Origin of the sequence: Vibrio syngnathi (assembly GCF_002119525.1) — a bacterium.
GTDB classification, from domain to species: Bacteria; Pseudomonadota; Gammaproteobacteria; order Enterobacterales; family Vibrionaceae; genus Vibrio; species Vibrio syngnathi.
This window is the reverse complement of sequence record NZ_CP017916.1, coordinates 1,094,891-1,115,861: the sequence shown is the minus strand read 5'-3', so window position 1 is coordinate 1,115,861 and position 20,971 is coordinate 1,094,891. Positions and strand designations below refer to the sequence as shown.

Below are 20,971 nucleotides of genomic sequence, written 5' to 3'. Positions count from 1 at the left end.
AAAACATACAGGATTCACATGTACCAACTTAGCTTTTCTATGCCCGAGTTTCTTGAAAACTACTGGCATAAAAAACCAACCATCTTGAAAGGTGGCTTCCAAAACTTCGTCGACCCAATTTCGCCGGAAGAACTTGCTGGTTTATCGATGGAAGAAGAAGTGGATTCTCGCTTTGTCTCTAACCTCGACAATCAATGGACTGCAGAACATGGTCCATTCACAGAAGAGAAATTTGGCGAACTCACTGAAACACATTGGCAATTGATCGTTCAAGCAGCTAACCACTGGCATCAAGGAGCCAATCAGCTGACTGAAGCGTTCCAAGCGTTACCAAACTGGTTATTCGACGATCTAATGATCTGCTATTCAGCACCAGAAGGTGGCGTAGGCCCCCATATTGATCAATACGATGTATTCATCATTCAAGGCCAAGGTAAACGCCAGTGGAAAGTCGGCGCAAAAGATGTGGGTCAATATAAAGAGACCGTTCAAGCTTCTGCACTTCGTCAAATCGAAGGTTTTGACCCGATCATTGATGAAACTTTAGAGCCGGGCGATATCCTTTATATCCCACCAGGTTTCCCGCATGAAGGGAACACTTTAGAGCCGTCAATGAGCTACTCTATTGGCTACCGCTCCCCTAAAGAACAAGAGCTGATCAGCAACTTTGCCGACTTTGTACTTGCTCATGATATGGGTGATGTCCACCTGCATGATCCAGAGTTCAAAACGCAAGAAGGCTACGGCAAAATTCGTGCATCGGATTTAAGCAATCTCACTGACATGTTGAAATCTGCACTAGAGCAACCTGAAACCATCAGTGAATTCATGGGGTGTCTGCTAAGCCAATCACGCCACCAGCTTGATATTGTCGCTCCTGAGCCATTATGGACAGAAGAAGAGATCGCCCAGCACTTAGAGTCAGAAGGCGAGATCTGTCGAGTATCGGGGTTAAAGGCGCTATACCATGAGAATGAAAGCAACACAGCTTACATCAATGGTGAAGTGGTTAAAGTTGAACAGGCTGATTCGTCGCTACTAAACGTACTGTGTGATGATTCGGTAATTAACTCAGCAACCAATCTTTCTCCTTCAGGTGTAACTGTCGTGACAGAATTAGTGAATAAAGGTTACTGGTTTATCGAAGACTAACTTGGTTAATCGGTTTCGCGGATATCGCCAAGCCCTAAAGCGATAGAACCTAAGAAAAACAAAAGGGACAAATGAAATCTTCATTTGTCCCTTTTTCTATTCCAACGTTTAATAAATTTAGCTTACTAAACTGCGAACAACTAGAGCTTGAATGACTAAACCTTAAACTGCTAGACCTTGAATTGATTCACCAATTTCTGCTGCTGTTGAGACAGTTGGTCAATTTCGCTGCCCACTTGTTCAGAAGCTGCGGCTTGATCCAAGATCTTCGCACTCAAATCACGGATATTAACCACACTTTGGTTCACTTCACCGGAAACCGATTGCTGCTCTTCTGCCGCTCTCACGATCTGGTTGTTCATATCACTGATCGCTTCTATAGAAGTAAAGATCGAACCCAGATCTTCGACCGCTTTTTGAACATGTAATGCCGTGTCGTTAGCGAGAATATTACCTTCTTGTATCGCTTCAACGACATCTTGAGTGCCCGCGTGGACCTTGTCGATCACGGCTCTGATTTCACCAACCGATGACTGTGTGCGACTTGCGAGGTTTCTTACCTCATCAGCAACGACGGCAAAACCTCGACCTTGCTCACCTGCACGAGCCGCTTCAATCGCCGCATTCAATGCCAGTAAGTTGGTTTGCTCAGAGATCCCTTCAATCACACTTAAGATCTCAGTGATGTTACCGTTATTTTTAGCCAACTCTTCAACAATAGGCACGGCGCTCGACATACGATCCACCAGCTTTCTCATCTCACCGGCAGAAAGTTCGATAACCTGTTGGCCTTGCTGAGCAGAACGATTCGCTTCACAAGCGGCATCAACGGCTATTTCAGCATTTTGTACTACTAAGCCCGAAGTCTGAGTCATCTCTTCTGCCGCGGTCGCCACAAGATCCACTTCTTTAAACTGAGACTCACTACTTTCACGAGTGCTTGATGCAGAGGCCTTCGCTTGACTTGTCGTGCTCGCCACTTGCTCAGTGGTCTGAATCACCTCTTTAATCGTGTGCTGAAGCTTATCTAAGAACAGGTTAAACCCTTGTGATAACTGACCAATTTCGTCTTGAGATTTCACTTCCAAACGCTGAGTCAAATCACCTTCACCTGAAGCAATATCATTGAGCCTTTCAACTACCTGTCGGATAGGCTTAACAATAGACAATGAAGCAAAAGCGATGATCGCTAGACCGAAAAGAATAAAGCTAATACCCGCAATCACTTCAGTCTTAATACCTTCACTTAGCTTAGTACTAATAATGGCATCCAATTGATTCGCGTCAGCAACCACACTGCCCCTTGGAATCTCAAACAGCACACCCCAAGTTTGGTTTGCGGCGACAACAGGCGCAAATGCGAGTAACCACTCACCATTCTCACTCCACTGAGTCGTGACTTCACCACCAAAGATAAAGTCCGTCATTAGATCGCTACTTGTATTGTTACTTTGAAAACTCGAACCAACCGCAATACTTTGATCATCAGAAGCGATAACGGAACCGTCTAAACTCACGACGTAAACCGCACCGGCACCATCAAACAAACTTTGATCCGATTGAGTGACAACATTGGTTAAACCATCGAGCCTTAAGTCGATGCCCAAGAAACCAATCGCCACGCCATCAACTATGATAGGCACCGAAATCGAAGACGTAAGCAGTTCTTGACCACCACTACTCACGACTCTTGGCGTACTAATACACGTTTGCCCTGATGACAAAGGACAGAAAAAGCGTTCGCTGTTTTTGTTATCACTCAATATTGATTCTGATAACACATTAGGGAGAACATTCTCGCCATTATCTGCGACCTTCCAATAAGGAGCAAAACGCCCTCTTTCATTCGAGCCGACATAATCCGCATCGACATAATTCGCATCTTCAGCATCAAGTAAATCGGGCTTGAAGACTAGGTAAGCCCCTTGAATAGAATCAAAGTTCAAAACGGAACGACGAACCATCTCATCTAACGCAGTACGAAGCTCTTCACTTGGGGTAAAGTTTTCGTCTGCGTTGTTCTTTAGAAACTGAGCACTAGAAGCCAACATTTCTGCTCGATAAATAGCTTCATCGACATAACGTTGAGTTTCTTGAGCATTAAGCTGAGAAACGGATGCCAACAACTGTTGAGTTTTGTTAATCACCGATTCTGAGCTTTGAGATTTTATGACTTGTTGATTGCTCGTCGCGTTGTAGATCGAGAAACCAATGAGAGACAGTGACGTAATGATTAAACAACAACCGGCTAAGAGGGTTATTTTCCACTGTACTGATAGAGAGCGCATTTAATATCCTTATTTAAGCCAAAAGACTTCCATAACCGTAACCATCACATTAGTAACAAACTGTTATGCACAATGTGAATGAGTTAGACGAATAGCTTAGCGGATAATTACAGCACAAATTACGGGCATATAAAACGAAAGTTTATAGAAATGTTAATAAATCGTGTGTTTTGTCTATTATTGCTTTGATTTCAAGAGCTTTCAGCTTGTCAGACTTAGGCTTCTTGATGCCTACGCTTCCGGTCATTAATAACGCAAATTGATTCAGAGTAATGGCAACATTTCAAGGAAGCCCATGACCCCTTATATTTAATAACCCAACCAAATTCGGATTAGTTTTTATAATCCAAGCTATAGATTTTTATCTTGATCAACTTCACACTTTTTGGTTGCTAAGTAGACGCTCAATCTCTAATATCTCGCGCCTAGATTCCCAGGTTACTGTACTTATTTGGCTCTCCTTAATGGAGCGCCAAGGCTTTTTACGTCCTAATTTTTGGAGAGATACGCAAATGTCCGCCTCGTTTCCATTAGCGAAACTTACCTTTTTAATCGCTATCCTGACTGCCGTGGGTCAAATGACTCAAACGATGTACGTGCCTTCTATCGGTCATATGGCGGGTGAGTTCTTGGTTTCAGCATCTTCGCTTCAAGCTGTGATGGCGTGCTACCTGATCCCTTATGGTCTGTCGCAATTTGCATACGGTCCACTTTCTGATCGCCTAGGTCGCAAACCAATCATCGTCGTCGGTTTGATCATCTACATCATCGGTACTTTGGTGGCATTGTTTGCTCACGAATATGAATGGTTTTTAGCAGGTAGCTTTATACAAGGTTTGGGCATCGGTTGTGGTGGTGCGATGTCTCGTACATTGACTCGCGACTGTTTTGAAGGCGCAGAACTGCACCGCGCAAACAGCTTAATTAGCATGTGTGTGATTTTTTCACCATTGATGGCTCCTGTATTAGGTGGGTACTTAACAGAAGCTTTCGGTTGGCGTTCTAGCTACTTGTTCCTTGCGCTGTTTGGCATCGCAGTAGTGATCACCATGATGACAAGCATGATGGAAACACTGCCAAAAGAACGACGCAAACATGAATCGGTTGCCAACAGCTACAAATTTGTTCTATCTGACAAACGTTTCCAAGGTTTCTTATTGGTATTGGTCGCAACGTTTTCTGGCGTAGCGGTATTTGAAGCTGCAGCAGGTGTATTGCTTGGCGGCGTACTTGGCTTGCCAGCAACCACAGTAAGCTTGTTGTTTGTATTGCCCATTCCAGGCTACTTAGTCGGTGCAGGCCTATCTAGTTACATCGCACAACGTCGCAGTGAGCGCCGTGTACTGAATGTTGGTCTAGTTGCTATCTTGGTAGGCTCAACAGTGGTATTGATACCGGGTCTATTCGGTCAAACAACAGCATTAACTTTGATTGGCGGTGCAACGATTTACTTCTTAGGCGCTGGTATCTTATTTCCAGCAGCAACAACGGGAGCGCTTTCGCCATTCCCATTCCACGCAGGTACAGGGGGCGCGATCCTCGGTGGTATGCAAAACCTAGGTGCTGGCATCGCAACACTATTGGCCTCGTTCTTCCCAGCTCAAGACCAACTGCCGCTCGGTTGCTTGATGATTGCAATGTCATTCATCGCCATGCTTGGTTTACGTTGGGTTAATCGTAAACCTGACCATTCAAACGAAATGCCATTGGCTATCTAAAGTAAACTCTACCTCAGCTCAAACAACGAAGAGGGACATACTGAAAAGTGTGTCCCTTTTTCATTGCACGTTTTCCCCCAGCTCACATCTACCATCGATTCCATTAAACATTACTTTGATTTATTGAAAACAATAACAGACACTTACGTTGAAAGTGCCTATCCAGAATCTAATTATAAATAACATCACTGGAAGAAAACTAACCACTAAAGGATGCTGGCATTAAAACGAGTAAGGTACACAATAGGATATACAGATGCGTTTCGCTTTAACCACATTAGCCGTATCGGCCGCACTTGTCGCCGGATGCAGCAATCAAGGAATAACAACCATGGACCACAACTCTCCATCGCAACTCATCGCACATCAAACCCAAGCTCCCGTAGCTAAGAAAGTCCCTCATGCAATGACGATTCATGGTGATACCCGAATCGATGATTATTACTGGATGCGCGATGATGAGCGCCAAGACCCAGAGATCTTGCAGCATCTTGAGCAAGAAAACCAGTACGCAGAGGCCGTGCTGAAACACACTGAAGCATCACAAGAACAGTTATTTGAAGAGATCAAAGGCCGAATCGCAAATGACGACCATTCGGTACCGGTTCGCAAAGGCAGCTACTACTACTCGAATGAAGTCACAGGTGACAACGAATACCCAGTTCACTTGCGTGAAAATGACTTTTTAGGTACAGACAAGCAAGTCATCTTAGATGTTAACGAACTAGCAAAAGACCATGAATTTTTCAGTATTGGTGGCTTAACGATCAGCCCAAGCGAAAACTTGTTGGCCTATGGCGAAGACACGCTGAGCCGCCGTATTTACACCATCAAGATTAAAGACCTCACGACAGGTGAATACCTAACAGATGAAATTGAAGGGGCTTCGAGCGCGATTGCATGGCAAAACGACAACCAAGCCTTTTACTACATCAAAAAAGATCCACAAACATTACTTGGTTATCAAGTTTACCGTCACGTTTTGGGCACACCTCAGACAAGCGATGAGTTAATCTACGAAGAAACCGACAGCGCTTACTACACCTCTTTGAGCAAAAGCAAAGATGGTGAACAGGCCTACATTTGGCACTCGAGTACAGAAACTAGCGGTGTTTCAGTCATAGATGCCAACAATCCAAACGCTAAAGCTGAAGCTTTCTACCCACGAGAAACGGGTATCGAGTACAGCATCGCTAAGCTAGGTGATTGGTACTACATCTACACCAACTACCAAGCGGTCAACTTCCGTTTAATGAAAGTCACTGCTGACGAGATGCATGACCGCTCTAAATGGGTCGATGTCATTGCTGCTGACGAGAATACTCAGCTTGTTGACTTCGAGCTGTTTGATGACCATCTGGTTTACGAGCAACGTGCGAATGGCTTGTCTACAGTGAAAGTTCGTCAACTCTCAACAGGGAAAGAGTTCCCACTTGAATTTAACGACACTGCTTTTGCTGCTTACCTAACAAGTAACTATGAATTAGATAACTCAAAAGTTCGCGTCTATTACAGCAGCTTAACCACGCCAGGTACTTACTATGATTTCGACCTAAGTTCAGGAGAATCCGAAGTCATGAAACAAACACCTGTATTGGGTGATTTCGAAGCGGATAACTACCAATCAGAGCGAATCATGGTAACGGCTCGCGATGGTAAGCAAGTACCTGTCTCTCTGGTTTATCGCAAAGACTTATTCAAGAAAGACGGCACTAACCCAATCTACCAATACGGCTATGGCTCTTACGGCCACACGATCGAACCAACCTTTGGCTCGGCTCGTCTCAGCTTACTTGATCGCGGATTCGTTTATGCGATCGCACATATTCGAGGTTCAGAGATGCTCGGGCGCCCTTGGTATGAGGACGGCAAAAAGCTGACCAAACAAAACACGTTCAACGACTTTATCGATGTAACCAAAGGGCTGGTTGAAGAAGGCTACGGCGCACAAGATAAAGTGTTCGCCGTTGGTGGTTCTGCTGGCGGTCTATTGATGGGCGCAATCATCAACCAAGCACCAGAACTGTACCGTGGCATCGGAGCACATGTTCCGTTTGTAGACGTAGTGACAACCATGCTTGACGAATCGATTCCTCTCACCACCAACGAGTATGACGAATGGGGCAACCCGAACGATAAAACCTATTACGATTACATGCTAGGTTACTCACCATATGACAATGTGAAGGCTCAAAGCTACCCGAACATGTTGGTAACAACAGGCCTGCATGACTCACAAGTACAATACTTTGAGCCGATGAAGTGGGTGGCGAAGCTGCGTGAGATGAAAACAGACAACAACGTACTGCTGTTCAAAACCGATATGGAAGCTGGTCACGGCGGGGCTTCCGGTCGATTTAAACGATTAAAAGAAGACGCACTTGAATACGCTTTCTTTTTAAACTTGCTAAAGACTCAATAGGTTCTGAAAAAGTGAGTATTCACACCATTTTGTCGCCATTTAGGGGCGACAAAGTGGCGACAGAAATTATTAAGCATGGTTAAATACGATTAATCATTAAATCCACCAAATCAACAAACCCTTGATAAACAAGCAATCGTAAGGGTTTACGAGAGGTATAAAAACAAATGAAAGTAATCAGCTTCAACATCAATGGCCTTAGAGCCCGCCTTCACCAACTGCAAGCTATTATCGATAAGCACCAACCTGATGTGATTGGCCTACAAGAGATCAAAGTGCACGATGAAGCCTTCCCACTAGCTGATGTTGAAGCTATGGGTTACAAGGTCTACTTCCATGGCCAAAAGGCGCACTACGGTGTGGCTATGCTTTGTAAGCAAGAGCCAATTTCTGTACAGAAAGGCTTTCCTACAGACAATGAAGATCATCAAAAGCGTATGATCATGGCGACGTTTGAAGATGACAACGGTGAAAAGGTCACTGTGCTAAATGGTTACTTCCCTCAAGGGGACAACATTAAGCATGAAACTAAATACCCGTATAAGCGTCAGTTCTACAAGGACTTAATGACGTACCTAAACGATTACCACAACAAAGATGAACAAGTAATCGTAATGGGCGACATTAATATCAGCCCTACCGATATTGATATCGGTATTGGTGAACCTAACGCGAAACGTTGGTTAAAAACAGGTAAGTGTTCTTTCCAACCAGAAGAGCGCGAATGGTTAAAAACACTGATGGATTGGGGCTTTGTGGATAGCTTCCGTTTACTGCACCCTGAAGTGAGCGATCAATACTCGTGGTTTGATTACCGCTCAAAAGGTTTCGTGGACAACCGCGGCTTACGCATTGACGTGGTACTGGCGACTCAGAAACTTGCTGATAAGTGTACTGAAGCAGGCATCGACTACGAGCTACGCGGCATTGAAAAACCGTCAGATCACGCTCCGATTTGGTCAACGTTTAAGTAGTTACTTTTAGGTAACAAAACTTAGCCATATCAAGTAGCTGGTAAATCGTGCTCACTAGGCTAAACAGAAGCTAATAAAAAAGAGAGGAGATAGTATCTCCTCTCTTTTTTATTCGTGACTCTATCAGGCATATACCTAATTAAGCGGCCAAACGGTCGTGCCATCAACGTTTAGCGGCTTCTTAGCAAACTCATCTAAGCAATAGCCTTGATTAGACGATGCAAAATATGTCAAAGGCATGTTACTTAGACTAAGAGCGGTGACTTGTTGCTTCGCTTTATCACTGAAACTGAATCCCCACATATCTAAGTATTGCGTCATATCCCTTTCTGCAACGTAGCTTAATGCGATAAGCAACCAGTCATTGTTGGTGATGCCTGCCGCTTCTTGTGTGGTGTAATCTGAAAAACCAATCGAGCCTTTACCGTTACTCCAGAGCTCATCACTGGCTTTCAAGCGATTAAATTCACGTTCAATCAAGTGTAAACGCCCTAGCAAATGCCAACCGGAATTCAATACACCTTGCTGCTCCGTTAACATCATCATTTGAATGAACACACGAGCACCCCAACTCCAACCGGTTTGATTTTGAGCCGCCATAAAAGCGTTTGGATCTGGTTGAGTTCGGCTCTGCTGTAACAGTTGATACTGCCCTTTAAAGTCTAAGCTTTGGCAAGACGAAACCTTGGCCGTATCTTTGTAATACTTTGATTTACTGAAATACGAATAGTAGTTGGTTGTCGAGTGGCCTTCCCATCCAGCGAATCTAAAACGTCCTCTTTCCAGTCCATGACCAAGCTCGTGCAAATCACCATGCCCTAGAGGATGAAAAGACCAATAAGCATCGTAAGGGTTCCCTGAACAACCGTAACCACAAGTCGCTTGATCGGCATTCATGTGTTTCACAATATCAATGCTCGCAATTTCCCAGCCCTTTGCCTCTCCGTATTGATGTATTTCAGCAATCTCATCAATACCCGGCCCTTTAAAGCCCGCAAGCGCATGAGGAAGATTGTGTACGTAACGTTCAGTAGCGAGCGCCATATCATGAGGCTGAGCCCAATCAGACGCGCCGATAGACTCTTTCATTTTGTCGAGTTTAGAATGAACTTCGAATCCGGGTGTCATTAACTCTGCCCAGTCAAAATTGCCTTCTTCAAGCTGCGCGACAAAGCTATCGTTGTCCGCTTCACTTCGCCAAACAGGGTGTTGAGCAACATTTTCAAAGCGCAGCTCTACATCAATATCGTTGGTATCAAAATGAACTTGTAGTGTCCCACCATAGGCAGAGGTCAGATATATCGTTTCTCCATGCTTTACGGGGTAAGCTACCGAGGTCAAAAACTTTGGCCTTGCATAGCCGTCTTTACCCGAAAACTCATGAGTCGCGCCGCTGCGTAGTGTATTAAGAGCGATCGACGTTGCCACTTTGTTATTATCTAAGCGCGTCACTTTGATCGTCTTACCCGGTAAAGCATAGACACCCGCCGCACGGAAGTTTCTCTTTGACTCTAAAGTAATATTCTTGGTGATGAGAGGGACATTCTTAAAATTCTTGGTGCTGAAATTACCTAAACTCGGCTGCGCTGCATTATGTTGTCGAGTGTTGTATGTCGCGTAATCACTGTAATACGATCGAAGAAAGTCGATTCTATCTGTTACGTCTTTACCCATTGGGTACTTAACGTCTTGTCGATAATGATCAGCAAGTAGCAGTAACAGTTTTTCATATTCGTAGTTCTTGGATGCAAAGAGATCAATTTTTTTGCTATCAAGCGTCGTTAGGTGTGAACGAATGCTGTTCGCTGCCTTATAGAACTCTTCATCCATGTTGGACTGATCTGGGCAAGATTTGTCATCACATAAATTCAAGTCAACAGTGAAACTATCATGTTTCAGGCGCTGTAAAAGTGCTTGTTGTTTGACGATATTATCTGGCATGCGATCAATCAGTTGTGTTGAATCCCAATTTGATAGCCCTAGCTTTCGCCAATAGTTATCACCAACATATGTGACATGCATTTCTGCAAATAGCGCGTTGCCTAAGTCCGTCATACCGCCATCAAGATGCAAATACAACACGGGGATTTTTTTGTTGAACGCCAAGCGTAACCCCTTCATCACATCGTTAATCTCGTCACCATTATTTAACTTTTGAGACAAAATCAATAAATCAGGGTTATTCTTTTCAATACATTGGCTTAATTTGCTGCCGTCACACGCGTTGTCATCATTGATAACCATCGAAGGATTGATGTTGCTCGTTAGCCAGTTTCGCGTTGCTTTGTCATCAGGAAAATAATAAGACTGATCCATCTGAGCCAAGACAACATTCTTAGGTGAACTTGTGCCTGATGCCCAACCCACCAAGTTTTTCAACCACACTTCCATTTCTGCGTTGACTGAATCCGTTGAACGTTGCTTAGTTCGAAATGGGTTACTTGCTAACGCAGCGTAACGATTACCGCTCGATGTATAACCTGCAATACCAATCGCAAGCTCTTGGTCAGTATATCCACTCTGCATCGCTTTATTGGTTTGCAGGATGACATCGTTGAAGCCGTAAGTTGGTAAGATTATCGCGGCATCGAGTGTTGGATCCCAATGAAGATTGCGCAGCGGCGTGCCGTCTGAATTTTTAGATAGAGACTGTTTAATTTGACTGTAATCAGATTTGTATTGGGCAACGAGCGTTTGGCTGGCGTCAATAAACTCATTGGCATTAGATACAAGGGATGCATCTCCGGATTCAAGCGCTTTTTGTACCGCCGTTTTACTCGGGGGTTGAGCGGAATCACTAGAACCACCACATGCAGAAAGTAGTAGAGACGACGGCAGAATTAGACACAAAGATAAGATGTTTTTTTTCATTGTTATACGACACTCAAAAAAATTGGAGCAAGTGTATCTATGGGTTTACTTAAGTCAATTGATTCGACTAATGGGTTCGTAATTTATGGAGTGAATTTAACAAATACCACTTAAACTTATTAGAACCCGAACAATTGAATTGAAATTAAAAACGGCGCTACAAGAGCGCCGTTTATCTAAGAAAATCTGTATCGTAGAGTTAACTTAACGGCCTTAAGTAAGCAAGGAAACGCTTCTCTGCAAATTTGAAAATCGCAATGATGATAAACGTTAGTGCCATGTAGAACAGACCCGCAGTTAAAAAAGATTCAAATGGAGCATAGTAACGTGAGTTAACCAAACGTGCTGCACCCGTCAGATCCATAATGGTTACGATACCTGCTACCGCTGAACCATGAAGCATAAAGATAACTTCGTTACTGTAAGCCGGTAATGCACGACGTAGAGCACTTGGTAAAATGATGCGTCGGTATGTCTTAGGTGTGCTCATGCCATACGCTTTTGCTGCTTCAACTTCACCTTTTGGTAAGCCGTTAATCGCACCGCGAATGATTTCAGCTGTGTATGCCGATGTGTTAAGGATGAATGCCACCAAAGCACAAAACCATGCATTTTCCCATAGTGTGTCTTTTACTGGGAAGAATTGGTCCATTCCGTAGTAAATCAGGTACAACTGCACCAATAACGGCGTACCACGGAAGAAATAAATGAACGACCAAGCTGGTGCATTAATCATCATATTTGGACTGTTACGAGCGATAGCTAATGGTATGGCTACGAATAAGCCAACAATCAAAGCGACACAAACCATCCAAGCCGTTGTCCATAAACCACCAAGGTAAATCGGCAGGCTTTCAATTATCAATGAAAAGTCCATAACTACCTCGCGTGGATACTGAATTTACGTTCAACCAACTTAAGTAAGCCCGTCGAAACACTGGTGAAGAATAAGAAGATGATTGCTACCGTCATATAGAATGTAAATGGCATTTTGGTTGAACCCGCCGCCAGAGCGCTAACACGTACCATGTCTTCAAGGCCAATAATAGAAACCAGCGCGGTAGTTTTTAGTAAAACCAACCAGTTATTACCAAACCCCGGCAGTGCGTGACGAATCATTTGCGGTAATAGAATACGACGGAACGCTAAAACAGGGCCCATGCCATAAGCCTTTGCCGCTTCCATCTCACCGCTGTCGACAGCCATTATTGCACCACGGAAGGTTTCTGCCATGTACGCGCCAAAGATGAAGCCAATAGTTAAGACACCAGCAATAAATGGACTAACATCGATATAATCAGGTAGGTAAGCGGTCCATTCGTGGTTAGGGTCACTTGATGTGAACCACTCATTGAGCCACTCATTGATGGAATACAAACTGTTGTTTAAAAGGATTTGTCCACCAAAGAAAATCAGCATCATCAATACCAGATCGGGTATGCCGCGAATAACGGTTGTGTAGAGGGTTGCAATAGCACGAGCCCAGCGATAAGGCGCGAGTTTAGCTAAGGCACCTAGCATACCAAGAACCATAGCTAAAATTAGCGACAGCAAGGCAACTTCAATTGTAAGCACCGCCCCTTTCAGGATCGACGCTTCATATCCTTGTAAATCAAACATAATGAATTCCAACAGAACTGCGAAAAAGTTGGTAAGACAGGGAGAGGAGAACCTCTCCCTTAAGAAGTGACGCTAGAGATTACTTACCGTATACGTCGTAGTTGAAGTATTTAGCAGCGATATCTTGGTAGATGCCTTTTTCACGTAGTGAAAGGATTGCAGCATCTAATTGCTTAGTCAGATCTTTGTCTTGCTTACGTAGAGCAATACCAAAACCTTCACCGAACCACTTAGGATCAGTTAGTGATGGACCAACAAACTCGTAGGCTTCACCACCCGCTTTGTTTAGTACGCCTTCTTCTAGAGCAGATGCATCACCCAGTACAGCAGCAACACGGCCGTTAGCTAGATCAAGGTAAGCTTCATCGAATGAACCGTAACGAACGATTTCTACTGTGTCGCCGTAGTTATCTGTTAGGTACTTGTCGTGAGTTGTTGCACGTTGAACGGCAATTTTTTGACCACTTAGATCATCAAAGTTAAGGCCTGCACCTTTTTTAGCGATGAACTTGTTTGGGATAAGTGCGTATTTACCTGTGAAATCGATCTTTTTCTTACGCTCTTCCGTGATAGACATTGCCGCAATGATCGCATCATATTTACGAGCAAGTAGAGAAGGGATAATGCCATCCCAGTCTTGTGCAACGATCTTACACTTCACCTGCATTTCAGTACAAAGCGCGTTAGCCATATCGACATCGAAACCTTTCAGTGAACCGTCAGCTTCTGTCCAGCTAAATGGAGGGTAAGCACCTTCAATACCGAAACGTACTGTTTTCCATTCTTTTGCTTGAGCTACGCCCGTTGCAGCAGTTGCAGCAAGTGCCGCGACTAATAACCACTTTTTCATATCCCTACTCCTGTGATTTAGGTTTTTATGTTTTGCTAATTTTAATATTGTGTTTGTTGTTACTTATTAACTTACTTGTTGTGTTTCATTGTTAACACTGTCGCCATTTACCTTAGCAACAGCATTTCAATTCTGATTAGTAAATCGATGATATAAATTGTTGTAATCGCTCAGATTCAGGCTCAGTAAACAGTTTAGCTGGATCGCCCTGTTCTTCCACCAAGCCTTGATGTAAGAACATCACATGATTTGATACGTCACGAGCAAAAGCCATTTCATGTGTTACCACAAGCATGGTTCTTCCTTCTTCTGCTAGATCGCGCATTACACCAAGTACTTCCCCTACTAACTCAGGATCAAGTGCCGATGTTGGTTCATCAAAAAGCATCACTTCAGGATCTACCGCTAGTGCTCGCGCAATAGCAGCACGTTGTTGTTGCCCGCCAGACAAATGACCTGGGTAGTAATCTTTACGCTCATACAGGCCTACTTTCTTCAGTAGTAACTCTGCATTTTCAATCGCTTGTGCTTTAGGTACACCTAAGACGTGAACAGGCGCTTCGATAACATTTTCGAGAACGGTCAGGTGAGACCACAGGTTGAAACCCTGAAAAACCATCGCCAAGCGAGAACGGATTCGCTGTACTTGTTTTTCATTGGCAGGAACAGAAACACCTTGGCGGTTGTTTTTCATTTGAATTAATTCACCATTAACCCAAATCTCGCCAGCGGTAGGTGTCTCTAAAAGGTTGATACATCTAAGGAAAGTACTTTTACCCGACCCTGAAGATCCGATAATCGATACTACATCGCCTTTATGCGCAGAAAGTGAAATTCCCTTTAAAACTTCATTTTGACCAAACGTTTTGTGTAAATCCTTTATGTCCAGCGCTGGTACATCTTTCATGCGCTTTCTCTCCCAAGTTTGTGAAAATGCAAGGTACTCCGACCTTTTCATGCGATACAAACTAGCACCACACGGAACAACATGCAACAAATTATTAACCTAATAATTAGGAATAAATAGCGATTAACTCTGACTTATTATGCAATGAATAGCGTTTTAGTCTCAATTTACTGAATGAAATGTATCAACAAGCTGTAATTACAACTCTGACATTGTTTAAATAAAGTTAATCAAATGAGATTCTCGTAGCTTGATGCCTCACAAGAAAAACACGTTTTGTGAACTTAAAAACTGCGCTGCCGACGAAATCTAACACGCGCATTAGTACACCAAACTCACTCGATGAGAACGTTATTTGAAAGCGATTGAGTGATTAAAACTTCATAGGCAACTAAGAGATAAGTGGCTAATAGTGAAATAACTCAGTAAGTAAGAGCTATTCAGCTCATGCTATATAGGGCAAGACATGAAGAAGATAGGTAACGTCAATTTGTGAAAACTAATTACACAATTCATCAACGGTACGTTAATGAATCGCTTCGTTTTGTAGCTTTCTTTCACATAAACTCATAAAGTGATCAAGATCAATCACCCTAAAGGGTAAGCTTGTTAGACTCAGCAGCAAAGAATAAGGCATTAAAAATGCCGAACATTTCTTTTAACTTAGCTGCATAAAGCACACCAAAACCGTGCAACATAATATTAATAAGTTATAACTAATAAATAACGCAATTACGCGAAACTTTATAATTCAATTTTTGAATTACTAACATAAAAATATGAGGAATCTATGTCAGACGTTGTGAATAATGCGAACTCTGAAGTAGAAGAGAAAAGCTATAAAGAGCTACACCGCCCTGCTTCTGAATTTGAGAGCCGCTCAGATTACTTAGATCACGAACTTCAAATCATGAAGCCTCGTCGTTTTGGCCTAAACCTTCCAGGCCGTGATTTCCGTTTTGAACTTGAAGATCTTGTTCCTGCACTTGCTGGTACCATCGGTATCATCGCGATGTACTCAGCAGTAATGATGTCTTGGGCTGATGGCCTAACTCAAGCTTGGGATCACGTAAACCTAGGTAAAGACTTCGCGATTGAAGTTGCTCGTGTAGAAATGCTGATTCCTGCACTGCTGTTCTGTATCCTTGCTTCTGGTTTCTTCAACCCTAAAGCAAACCTTGCCGGTAACCACGGCCCAATGATCCCTCTTATTGGTACCATCGCTCTCGCTGGTGCTCACCCTCTTGCATTGGCAATCCTTATCGGTGTCTTCGGTCTAATCCTAAGTTTCCTAAAAGGCGGCTCCAAGCTGGTTAACCTGACTTCGGAAGGTACCGCTGGTGGCTTGCTCATTTTCTTAGGCCTAACAGGTACCATGAGCCAAATTAACTCGATTCAAGCATGGGCGGTTGGTCTTCAATCTTCTACGGTTGAAGCGGGCAGCATGGGTTACGTTGGTTTAATCGTTCTTGCTATTACTATTGCTATCTATGCTTTCTTAGCAAAAGTGAACAAGCGTTGGTTAGCTATCCCAGTTTGTGCATTCACAGGCCTTGCTATTGCATTAGCATTGGGCGCTGGTTTCGATATCGTATTCGAAACTGAAATGGGTATCCCAAACCTAAACCCAGTTTACTGGTGGGGTTCGACTTCTGAAGGTTGGATGCTTGGCTTGCCAAACGTTGAACACTTCATCGCTTCTCTACCATTTGCAATCCTAGCGGTAGCGATGTGGTCACCTGACTTCCTAGGTCACCGTATCTTCCAAGAACTAAACTACCCTAAAAAGTCTGAAAAAGTTCTGATGGACGTTGATGACACTATGACTATGTGTTCAGTTCGTCAAATGGTGGGTACAGCGGTTGGTGGTGGTAACATCACTTCTTCTTGGGGTACTTACATGATCCCAGCAGCAATCGCGAAACGTCCAATTCCTGGCGGCGCAATCTTGCTTGGTTCTCTATGTATTATTGTTGCGATTCTTGGTTTCCCAATGGACGTTGCAGTATGGCCACCAGTGATGCGTGTTGCGCTACTTGTAGGTGTATCTCTACCTCTACTTGAAGCGGGTATGCAAATGGTTAAGGATTCAAAGGATTCTCAAGCAGCGGGTATCTGTATCTTCGGTTCAGCGGTTGTTAACCCTGTATTAGCATGGGCTCTGACTATGCTTCTTGATAACAACGGTCTAATTGGTGATAAAGAGCGTGCGAAGCGTCTATCATTTGTAGATAAGATTGTAATCCCAGTTGGCGTTTTAGTTATCTGTTTAGTAGCAATGCTTGCCGTTGGTATGCTAGAAAGTCAATATGGCCTAAAAGCTTGGCTATAATGCTCATTACTACACAAAAGTAGCATTGGGACTAAAAAAAAGTTTGGGTGGCAACCCCTGCCACTCAAATTTTTTCAACTTTTTTTGGCATTTATTGATTTAGTTTAAGGTTTACAGAAATTTTTTAGCGTAGTCTTGAATACATAGAGTAAAGACAACATATAAAAGGTAGTGACAATATATATAACCATATGACGCTCATATGCTCATATATATTGTTATTAATAAGAGTGTACTACCCTTACGAGGGGCACTGGCTCAACAGTGTTAATGTACGTATTTTTTCTACTAAAAAGGTAGGTATGTCATGGCAGAGCAATTTGCTAAAGCTTGGGAAGATTTTGCTGCAGGTGAGTGGCAAAGCGAAGTAAACGTTCGTGATTTCATTCAAAAGAACTACACGCCATATGAAGGCGACGAGTCTTTCCTAGTTTCTGAGGGTACTGAAGCAACTAACAAGCTTTGGTCTTCGGTAATGGAAGGTATCAAACAGGAAAACGCAACTAAAGCACCTGTAGATTTCGATACTTCTGTTATCTCTACCATTACTGCTCACGATGCAGGTTACATTGAGAAAGATCTTGAGACTATCGTTGGTCTACAAACTGAGAAGCCACTAAAACGTGCAATCATCCCTAACGGTGGTGTACGTATGGTTGAAGGTTCTTGTAAAGCATACGGTGAAACTCTTGACCCAATGGTTTCAAAAATCTACTCAGAATACCGCAAAACACACAATGCTGGCGTTTTCGATATCTACACTCCTGATATCCTAAAATGTCGTAAGTCTGGTGTTCTGACTGGTCTTCCTGATGCTTACGGCCGTGGTCGTATCATTGGTGACTACCGTCGTGTTGCACTTTACGGTATTGATTTCCTAATGAAAGACAAAGCGGCTCAATTCGCTTCTCTACAAGAGCGTTTCGAGAACGGCGAAGATCTTTCTGCAACAATGCAATTGCGTGAAGAGATCTCTGAGCAACATCGTGCTCTAGGTCAAATCAAGCAAATGGCTGAGAAATACGGTTTCGATATCTCTGAGCCAGCTCAAACTGCTCAAGAAGCTATCCAGTGGACTTACTTCGGCTACCTAGCTGCTGTTAAATCTCAAAACGGTGCTGCAATGTCTCTAGGTCGTACTTCGACTTTCCTAGACATCTACATCGAGCGTGATATCGCTGCTGGCAAAATCACAGAAGACCAAGCACAAGAAATGATCGACCACTTCGTAATGAAGCTGCGTATGGTTCGTTTCCTACGTACTCCTGAGTACGATGAGCTATTCTCTGGCGACCCAATCTGGGCAACAGAATCTATGGGTGGTATGGGTATCGACGGTCGTACGCTAGTAACGCGTTCGAACTTCCGTTTCCTAAACTCGCTATACACTATGGGTCCTTCTCCAGAGCCAAACATCACTGTTCTTTGGTCTGAGCAACTACCTGACGGCTTCAAACGTTTCTGTGCGAAGGTATCTATCGATACTTCTTCTATCCAGTACGAAAATGATGACCTAATGCGTCCTGACCTTGGTTCTGATGATTACGCAATCGCTTGTTGTGTATCGCCAATGATCGTTGGTAAGCAAATGCAGTTCTTCGGCGCTCGTGCTAACCTTGCAAAAACTATGCTTTACGCAATCAACGGCGGCGTTGATGAGAAGCTTAAAATGCAAGTTGGCCCAGTTGGCGACAAGATCACTGACGAAGTACTTAACTACGATGACGTAATGGGTCGCCTAGACACATTCATGGATTGGTTAGCTAAGCAATACGTGACTGCACTAAACAGCATTCACTACATGCACGACAAGTACAGCTACGAAGCTTCTCTAATGGCTCTTCATGACCGTGACGTTCGTCGTACCATGGCTTGTGGTATTGCTGGTCTATCTGTTGCAGCTGACTCACTGTCTGCAATCAAATTCGCGACTGTTAAACCAATCCGCGACGAAGATGGCATCGCAACTGACTTCGAAATCGAAGGCGATTACCCTAAATACGGTAACAACGACTCTCGTGTAGATGACATTGCTTGTGAACTAGTTTCTACGTTCATGAACAAGATCCGTAAGCTTAAGACTTACCGTGATTCAATCCCTACACAGTCAGTTCTTACTATCACGTCTAACGTGGTTTACGGTAAGAAAACTGGTAACACTCCAGACGGTCGTCGTGCTGGCGCTCCTTTCGCTCCTGGTGCTAACCCAATGCACGGTCGTGATGAGAAAGGCGCTGTAGCTTCACTAACGTCTGTAGGTAAACTACCGTTTGCTGATGCTCAAGATGGTATCTCTTACACTTTCTCTATCGTGCCAAACGCGCTAGGTAAAGAAGAAGATAGCCAACGTGCTAACCTTGCAGGCCTAATGGATGGTTACTTCCACCACGAAGCTGGCATTGAAGGTGGTCAACACCTGAACGTAAACGTTCTTAACCGCGAAACTCTTGAAGACGCAGTTAAGCACCCTGAGAAATACCCTCAGCTAACGATTCGTGTTTCTGGTTACGCTGTACGCTTTAACTCTCTGACTACAGAGCAGCAAGCTGACGTAATCGCACGTACATTTACTGAGTCTCTATAAGCTTAAACGCTTAAACTGATTACTCAGTAATATTAATTAGCCTCGCCAATGTGCGGGGCTTTTTTATATCTGGCATAAATCGTATTGATTTAACCAGCCTCTCAAAGTGTTAGATTGAGCAGAAAAGCCCCCTTCCGTTCACTTTTTTTCTACAAAACCACTCAAACTACGGTACTATTTCTGCTCATCATTTTAGAGTAACCGCTACATGAAATACCTTCGTTATTTACCACTGATTCTCCTCTCTTGTTCATCACTGGCATCTGAACGCTCTACGCTAACTTTTGCGTTAGACAACGATGGTATCTTTGGTGTCGACCAAGACTATACCAACGGTTTATTTCTGGGTTACACATCGTCAAGTATTACGCCATACGCTTGGGTAAAACCATTGAGCCTTTCCTATTGGGGCGCAAGCTCTTTAGATAAGTGGGAAATCACCATTGGTCACAAGATGTACACGCCTTCTGACATTGAATTAGAAAAACCATCAGCCAATGATCGTCCATACGCAGGTTACCTACATACAGAATTCAACTACATCAGCTTGAACCCACAACAAGCCCAGCGTTTTAACATCACGTTTGGTACTACAGGCGAGCGAGCACTTTCCGAAGACGCTCAAAAACTGGTTCACTCAATCACTAAATCAGACGAACCTATGGGTTGGAAGTATCAAGTTGATGATGAGTACGCAGGTAGCCTTGGTTACTTAAGTCATTTCAACCTAATGCGTAATCAAGCGTTAGCGAATACTGACTTCGAAATCTCTAACGTATCAGAGATCAACGTTGGTAATTTTAGAAGCGACATTTCTACTGGGTTTATGTTCCGTTGGGGTACTGACTTGGGCGGCAACTTTGGCGCAGCTAACATCAGCACAGAAAACCCATTCAAAGCAGGCATGATAGGTGCATCAAATACAGGTTGGTTTACTTACGCTGGCCTTGAAGGGCGTTACCGATTTAATGACCTGACTATCGAAGGGGATCGCTCCGGTGTTAATGATTACGCAAAGAAAAACGACCAAGATCCCGCTATCTACGATGTAACCTTAGAGAACATTCAAGCAACAGCTGTACTTGGTATTGCTTGGTATAACCAATACGTTGGTGCATCTTTCGCACTCACGGCAAAAACACCCGATTACGAAGAAGCAACAAAGTCAATATACGGTACTGGTGGCATCACTATGTTTGCTTTCTTCTAGCCATAGAAAAGGCTTTCATCGCCTACTTTTCAAGTTTAATAAA

13 protein-coding genes are annotated in these 20,971 nt (G+C 43.6%); 7 read left to right on the top strand and 6 right to left on the bottom strand.

All coding sequences use genetic code 11. From position 1 onward, the window contains the following. Positions 1-18 precede the first annotated feature (18 nt). Positions 19-1,152, top strand: coding sequence for a ribosomal protein uL16 3-hydroxylase (locus K08M4_RS05315; protein WP_086049098.1), 1,134 nt, complete (start codon positions 19-21; stop codon positions 1,150-1,152). A 170-nt stretch (positions 1,153-1,322) separates the two neighbouring features. On the opposite strand, the gene K08M4_RS05310 is transcribed toward K08M4_RS05315, so the two are convergent. Beyond that, positions 1,323-3,440: a methyl-accepting chemotaxis protein gene (locus K08M4_RS05310; protein WP_086049097.1), complete on the bottom strand. Its 2,118-nt coding sequence runs from the start codon at positions 3,438-3,440 to the stop codon at positions 1,323-1,325. Between the two features lie 512 nt (positions 3,441-3,952). On the opposite strand from K08M4_RS05310, the gene emrD reads away from it, so the two are divergent. From emrD to xthA, 3 genes are all read left to right on the top strand, one after another. Beyond that, positions 3,953-5,158 (top strand): multidrug efflux MFS transporter EmrD, encoded by a 1,206-nt coding sequence (gene emrD, locus K08M4_RS05305; protein ID WP_086049096.1) that lies wholly within the window; start codon positions 3,953-3,955, stop codon positions 5,156-5,158. 331 nt (positions 5,159-5,489) lie between these two features. Continuing rightward, a complete protein-coding gene (locus tag K08M4_RS05300) occupies positions 5,490-7,580 on the top strand; it encodes a S9 family peptidase (RefSeq protein ID WP_198299321.1) in 2,091 nt (696 codons plus the stop codon). Between the two features lie 167 nt (positions 7,581-7,747). Beyond that, the gene (gene xthA / locus K08M4_RS05295) at positions 7,748-8,554 is read left to right on the top strand and encodes an exodeoxyribonuclease III (protein WP_086049094.1); all 807 of its coding nucleotides are present in this window, start codon (positions 7,748-7,750) and stop codon (positions 8,552-8,554) included. Positions 8,555-8,689: 135 nt separating this feature from the next. On the opposite strand, the gene K08M4_RS05290 is transcribed toward xthA, so the two are convergent. From K08M4_RS05290 to K08M4_RS05270, 5 genes are all read right to left on the bottom strand, one after another. Continuing rightward, on the bottom strand, positions 8,690-11,425 hold the full coding sequence (locus K08M4_RS05290; protein WP_086049093.1) for an ImpA family metalloprotease: 2,736 nt from the start codon (positions 11,423-11,425) through the stop codon (positions 8,690-8,692). Positions 11,426-11,624: 199 nt separating this feature from the next. Beyond that, entirely contained in the window at positions 11,625-12,302 is a 678-nt protein-coding gene (locus tag K08M4_RS05285) for an ABC transporter permease (protein WP_009846321.1), read from the bottom strand. 2 nt (positions 12,303-12,304) lie between these two features. Further along, positions 12,305-13,045: an ABC transporter permease gene (locus tag K08M4_RS05280; protein WP_012603591.1), complete on the bottom strand. Its 741-nt coding sequence runs from the start codon at positions 13,043-13,045 to the stop codon at positions 12,305-12,307. A gap of 79 nt (positions 13,046-13,124) precedes the next feature. Further along, positions 13,125-13,895 carry an ABC transporter substrate-binding protein gene (locus K08M4_RS05275; RefSeq protein WP_060982331.1) on the bottom strand — a complete coding sequence of 257 codons (771 nt, stop codon included), beginning with the start codon at positions 13,893-13,895 and terminating at the stop codon, positions 13,125-13,127. Between the two features lie 136 nt (positions 13,896-14,031). Beyond that, positions 14,032-14,802 (bottom strand): ABC transporter ATP-binding protein, encoded by a 771-nt coding sequence (locus K08M4_RS05270; RefSeq protein ID WP_004736532.1) that lies wholly within the window; start codon positions 14,800-14,802, stop codon positions 14,032-14,034. Positions 14,803-15,592: 790 nt separating this feature from the next. Between K08M4_RS05270 and K08M4_RS05265 the strand changes: the two genes are divergently transcribed. The 3 genes from K08M4_RS05265 to K08M4_RS05255 all read left to right on the top strand — a co-directional run bounded on the left by K08M4_RS05265 (position 15,593) and on the right by K08M4_RS05255 (position 20,928). Then, on the top strand, positions 15,593-17,134 hold the full coding sequence (locus K08M4_RS05265; RefSeq protein WP_009846317.1) for a DUF3360 family protein: 1,542 nt from the start codon (positions 15,593-15,595) through the stop codon (positions 17,132-17,134). Positions 17,135-17,441: 307 nt separating this feature from the next. After that, a complete protein-coding gene (gene pflB / locus K08M4_RS05260) occupies positions 17,442-19,718 on the top strand; it encodes a formate C-acetyltransferase (RefSeq protein ID WP_086049092.1) in 2,277 nt (758 codons plus the stop codon). Positions 19,719-19,926: 208 nt separating this feature from the next. Further along, a complete protein-coding gene (locus tag K08M4_RS05255) occupies positions 19,927-20,928 on the top strand; it encodes a lipid A deacylase LpxR family protein (protein ID WP_086049091.1) in 1,002 nt (333 codons plus the stop codon). Positions 20,929-20,971 lie beyond the last annotated feature (43 nt).

What these genes read in the sequence shown, in the direction of transcription:
- xthA (WP_086049094.1), top strand. Translation starts at nt 7,748, where the DNA reads ATGAAAGTAATCAGCTTCAACATCAATGGCCTTAGAGCCCGCCTTCAC.
- K08M4_RS05290 (WP_086049093.1), bottom strand. Translation starts at nt 11,425, where the DNA reads ATGAAAAAAAACATCTTATCTTTGTGTCTAATTCTGCCGTCGTCTCTA.
- K08M4_RS05300 (WP_198299321.1), top strand. Translation starts at nt 5,490, where the DNA reads ATGGACCACAACTCTCCATCGCAACTCATCGCACATCAAACCCAAGCT.
- K08M4_RS05265 (WP_009846317.1), top strand. Translation starts at nt 15,593, where the DNA reads ATGTCAGACGTTGTGAATAATGCGAACTCTGAAGTAGAAGAGAAAAGC.
- K08M4_RS05310 (WP_086049097.1), bottom strand. Translation starts at nt 3,440, where the DNA reads ATGCGCTCTCTATCAGTACAGTGGAAAATAACCCTCTTAGCCGGTTGT.
- K08M4_RS05255 (WP_086049091.1), top strand. Translation starts at nt 19,927, where the DNA reads ATGAAATACCTTCGTTATTTACCACTGATTCTCCTCTCTTGTTCATCA.
- K08M4_RS05275 (WP_060982331.1), bottom strand. Translation starts at nt 13,895, where the DNA reads ATGAAAAAGTGGTTATTAGTCGCGGCACTTGCTGCAACTGCTGCAACG.
- emrD (WP_086049096.1), top strand. Translation starts at nt 3,953, where the DNA reads ATGTCCGCCTCGTTTCCATTAGCGAAACTTACCTTTTTAATCGCTATC.
- K08M4_RS05280 (WP_012603591.1), bottom strand. Translation starts at nt 13,045, where the DNA reads ATGTTTGATTTACAAGGATATGAAGCGTCGATCCTGAAAGGGGCGGTG.
- K08M4_RS05270 (WP_004736532.1), bottom strand. Translation starts at nt 14,802, where the DNA reads ATGAAAGATGTACCAGCGCTGGACATAAAGGATTTACACAAAACGTTT.
- pflB (WP_086049092.1), top strand. Translation starts at nt 17,442, where the DNA reads ATGGCAGAGCAATTTGCTAAAGCTTGGGAAGATTTTGCTGCAGGTGAG.
- K08M4_RS05285 (WP_009846321.1), bottom strand. Translation starts at nt 12,302, where the DNA reads ATGGACTTTTCATTGATAATTGAAAGCCTGCCGATTTACCTTGGTGGT.
- K08M4_RS05315 (WP_086049098.1), top strand. Translation starts at nt 19, where the DNA reads ATGTACCAACTTAGCTTTTCTATGCCCGAGTTTCTTGAAAACTACTGG.